Origin of the sequence: Cyclobacterium sp., from assembly GCF_014762705.1 — a bacterium.
Taxonomy (GTDB): Bacteria; Bacteroidota; Bacteroidia; order Cytophagales; family Cyclobacteriaceae; genus Cyclobacterium.
Window position 1 is genome coordinate 1 of the sequence record NZ_JABURL010000021.1, and the last position, 3,689, is coordinate 3,689.

The 3,689-nt window shown below is 43.9% G+C and carries 3 protein-coding genes; all 3 read left to right on the forward strand.

What is annotated here, in order from left to right:
• Positions 1-158 precede the first annotated feature (158 nt).
• The 3 genes from HUJ21_RS02990 to HUJ21_RS03000 all read left to right on the forward strand — a co-directional run bounded on the left by HUJ21_RS02990 (position 159) and on the right by HUJ21_RS03000 (position 3,429).
• Positions 159-1,301 (forward strand): endo-1,4-beta-xylanase, encoded by a 1,143-nt coding sequence (locus tag HUJ21_RS02990; protein WP_291367158.1) that lies wholly within the window; start codon positions 159-161, stop codon positions 1,299-1,301.
• Positions 1,302-1,500: 199 nt separating this feature from the next.
• Positions 1,501-3,219: a glycoside hydrolase family 43 protein gene (locus HUJ21_RS02995; protein ID WP_291367160.1), complete on the forward strand. Its 1,719-nt coding sequence runs from the start codon at positions 1,501-1,503 to the stop codon at positions 3,217-3,219.
• Positions 3,220-3,222: 3 nt separating this feature from the next.
• A complete protein-coding gene (locus HUJ21_RS03000; RefSeq protein ID WP_291367162.1) occupies positions 3,223-3,429 on the forward strand; it encodes a hypothetical protein in 207 nt (68 codons plus the stop codon).
• Positions 3,430-3,689: the final 260 nt, after the last annotated feature.

The window sequence follows — 3,689 nt, forward strand, 5'->3', positions numbered from 1 at the left end:
TTTTTTTCCACAAAAATTTTTTGGTGTAATAAATACATTTTATATTTGATAGGACTTCCTTTTTGGGGAGACAGAATCTGCTAATCAGGTTAAATTGAAAGTGAAGGTCTGGTGTTTAATTTCCTAACCCTCCAATGAACCTACCAAACCCAAGAACCATGAAAAAAAATTGGATAAAAACAATCAGCTTACTTTCTCTGGCAATTCTTTCCCTTGGAATGGGGAGCAGGATGGTGTACCAAAATGCGGATTTGGACAGCAAGGGCCTGAAAGATGCCTTTGAAGGAAAATTCCTTATCGGGGCGGCACTGAATGGGGCTCAAATCAATGGCAGGGACCAGCAATCCATTGAATTGCTCAAAGCAAATTTCAATTCCATTGTTGCGGAGAATGTAATGAAAAGCGGTCCCATACAGCCGGAAGAAGGAGCGTTCAATTTTGCTGCGGCAGATAAGTTTGTGGCTTTAGGTGAAGCGTTGGGCCTGCACGTGGTAGGGCATAACCTTATTTGGCATTCTCAGGCACCCCGATGGTTTTTTGTGGATGAGGAAGGCAATGAGGTATCCAAAGAAGTATTGATAGGCAGAATGGAGACCCATATCAAGACGGTGGTCGGCAGGTACAAGGGTAAGGTCGATGGCTGGGATGTGGTCAATGAAGCCATACTGGATGATGGTTCCTGGAGAAGAAGCAAGTTTTACGAAATCATTGGAGAAGACTTTATGAAATTGGCCTTTCAATTTGCCCATGAAGCTGACCCGGAGGCGGAGCTCTATTACAACGATTATTCCATGGCCTTGCCGGGCAAAAGGGAAGGCGTAGTAAAAATGGTCAAAAAACTTCAGGAGCAAGGCGTAAAAATAGACGGAATAGGCATGCAGGGTCACATCGGTCTGGAGCATCCTGCCATTGAGGAATTTGAAAAAAGCATTGCCGCTTATTCTGGACTTGGCCTTACCGTTATGATCACGGAACTGGATATGTCGGTGCTTCCATCCCCCAGAAGAAATACCGGAGCCGATGTGGGAACAAACTTTGACTATGAGCAAAGCATCAATCCCTATCAGGAAGGCCTGCCTGATTCCGTTCGGCAAAAGTTTGATCAACGGTATGTGGATTTTTTCAAACTATTTCTCAAACACCAGGAAAAAATATCAAGGGTCACCTTTTGGGGCATAGCGGATCAGCATTCCTGGAAAAACAACTGGCCTGTCAGGGGAAGGACAGATTACCCCTTGATGTTTGACAGGAATTACCAACCAAAAACTGTGGTTCATGCCCTTATGGAATTGGTGGAATAACAGGGTACAGCCCCTTGGTTTACTCAGGTATACTCCTGGGCAGTTCGTTACACAAGAGTCAATCAAAACCCCGCTTTACTAGCGGTAGTTAAAATTTATGTAAAAAGTGCAGCTCTTTTTTGATGAGCAACCAGGCAAAGCTCCAAACGATTTAATGCCAAATTTGAAAGCAATACATGCCCTTAAATAAATTAACGACATGAGAAACAGACAAACACTAATCCTGGTAATTTTGATGACGCTGATCTCTATTTGCGCAGCCCATAGCCAACAAATAAAGAAAAACTCACCGGTATTCTCAAAGGTGGTGTATGAGGGGAATGATCAGGTATATCAGGAATACCCATTGCGTGAAGGTGAATTTTATAACCCCATCCTTCAGGGTTGTTATCCGGATCCTTCCATCACGAGTAAAGGGGAGGATTATTATTTGGTTTGTTCTTCTTTTTCCATGTTTCCTGGTGTACCCCTATTTCACTCCGTTGATTTAGTAAATTGGACGCAAATCGGGCATGTACTTGACCGAAAATCCCAACTGAAAGTGGAGCATGGCGGGATCAGTGCGGGTATTTACGCACCGGATATTCTCTACAATCCCTACAACGAGACTTTCTATATGATTACTACCCAGTTTGCAGGTGGCATGGGCAATATTGTCGTGAAAACGAAGGATCCTAAACAGGGCTGGTCTGATCCTGTCAAGCTGGATTTTGGGGGTATTGATCCTGCCCTGTTTTTTGATGAAGATGGCAAAGCTTATGTGGTGCACAACGATGCGCCCGATCCGGGCAAGGAGCAGTATACCGGACACAGGGTGATCAAAATCTGGGAATATGATGTGGAGGCCGATCAGGTGATCAAAGGCACGGACAAGATCATTGTGGATGGAGGGGTTGATATCACGGAGCAACCCATTTGGATTGAGGCGCCACATATATACAAAAAAGACGGCAGGTATTATTTGATGTGTGCTGAAGGAGGTACCGGAGATTGGCACAGCGAAGTGATTTTTGTAAGCGACAGCCCTAAAGGGCCCTATGTTCCCGCTCCGGGTAACCCCATTCTTACACAGCGGTACTTTGCCAAAGACCGGGAAAACAAAGTGGACTGGGCAGGACATGCAGACCTGGTATTGGGACCTGATGACCAATATTATGGGGTTTTCTTAGGTATCCGGCCCAATGATAAAGACAGGGTGAATACCGGTAGGGAGACATTTATCCTTCCGGTAGATTGGTCTGGTGAATTCCCTGTATTTGAAAATGGCTTAATCCCCCTGGAACCCAGGCTTAAAATGCCCGGTGGTGTTACGAAAAACAAAACAGGGCAAGATGGCTTTTTTCCCAATGGAAACTTTACCTATAAAGAGGAATTTAATTCGAATCAATTGGATTTCCGCTGGATTGGACTTAGAGGGCCTAGAGAGGACTTTATTTCCCTGGACAAGGAAGGATTGCACATCCATCCCTTTGGGGTGAATATCAAGGAGGTGAAACCCACTTCTACGCTTTTCTACAGGCAACAGCATAAGGATTTTTCCTTTACAGCCAGCATGGAATACCAGCCCCGGGCAGAAAATGAATTGGCAGGAATTACCTGTCTCCAAAGCGAAGAGTTCAACTACGTTTTTGGCGTCACCAAAACAGGCAATGATTTTCATGTATTGCTGGAGCGGACCGAGGACGGGGTTTCCAGGATTATCGCCAGCCGCAAACTGACCTTCAATGGCCCGGTTCAGCTTCGGGTGCAGGCTGAGGGGGATGATTACCTGTTTAGTTATGCTTTACCGGGAGCTGATTTTGTCAGTTTGGGAGGGCCTGTATCCGGAGATATTCTTTCTACCAATGTGGCAGGAGGCTTTACAGGAAATTTGATAGGGTTATACGCCACCACGGTCAATGATGCGAAACCAGATTGACATTTGGCAGCTGCCAAAGCAGGGAACAGTTCAGAATTTTTACCAGGCTTAACAGGGAATTCTGCTCAAAAGGTGTTTGCGAACAGCTATTTCCGCTATCAGGCACCATGTATTTCTGGTTTTCCTGAAAATTCTACATGGGAGAAATTGGTCACCTTTTCAAATTCCAAACAGGTGGTTGGTGAAATCTTATTATTTTTAATAACTTGATGATGATCTAATTTAATAACCTGAGTTCGATTCTAGACAAGGTTTTTAAAAATGTAAATCAAAAAATAAAGTAAAGAATCCAGATTGCACAAAATCCCCCTTTAAAAGGGGGTCAATGCTATTAAGTTAAGAAAAAAAGTGGCTTTATAAGCAAAATAAGCCGATTTTCCTTATGAAAACCGGCCTACTTTAAGTAAATTATGTCGTCTAAAACATATAGCTATGAAGGTACAAAATACCAACCAAAACACGACGGATAT

Excerpts from the sequence above, each read along its gene's own strand:
- HUJ21_RS02995 (WP_291367160.1), top strand. The coding sequence starts at position 1,501 with ATGAGAAACAGACAAACACTAATCCTGGTAATTTTGATGACGCTGATC.
- HUJ21_RS02990 (WP_291367158.1), top strand. The coding sequence starts at position 159 with ATGAAAAAAAATTGGATAAAAACAATCAGCTTACTTTCTCTGGCAATT.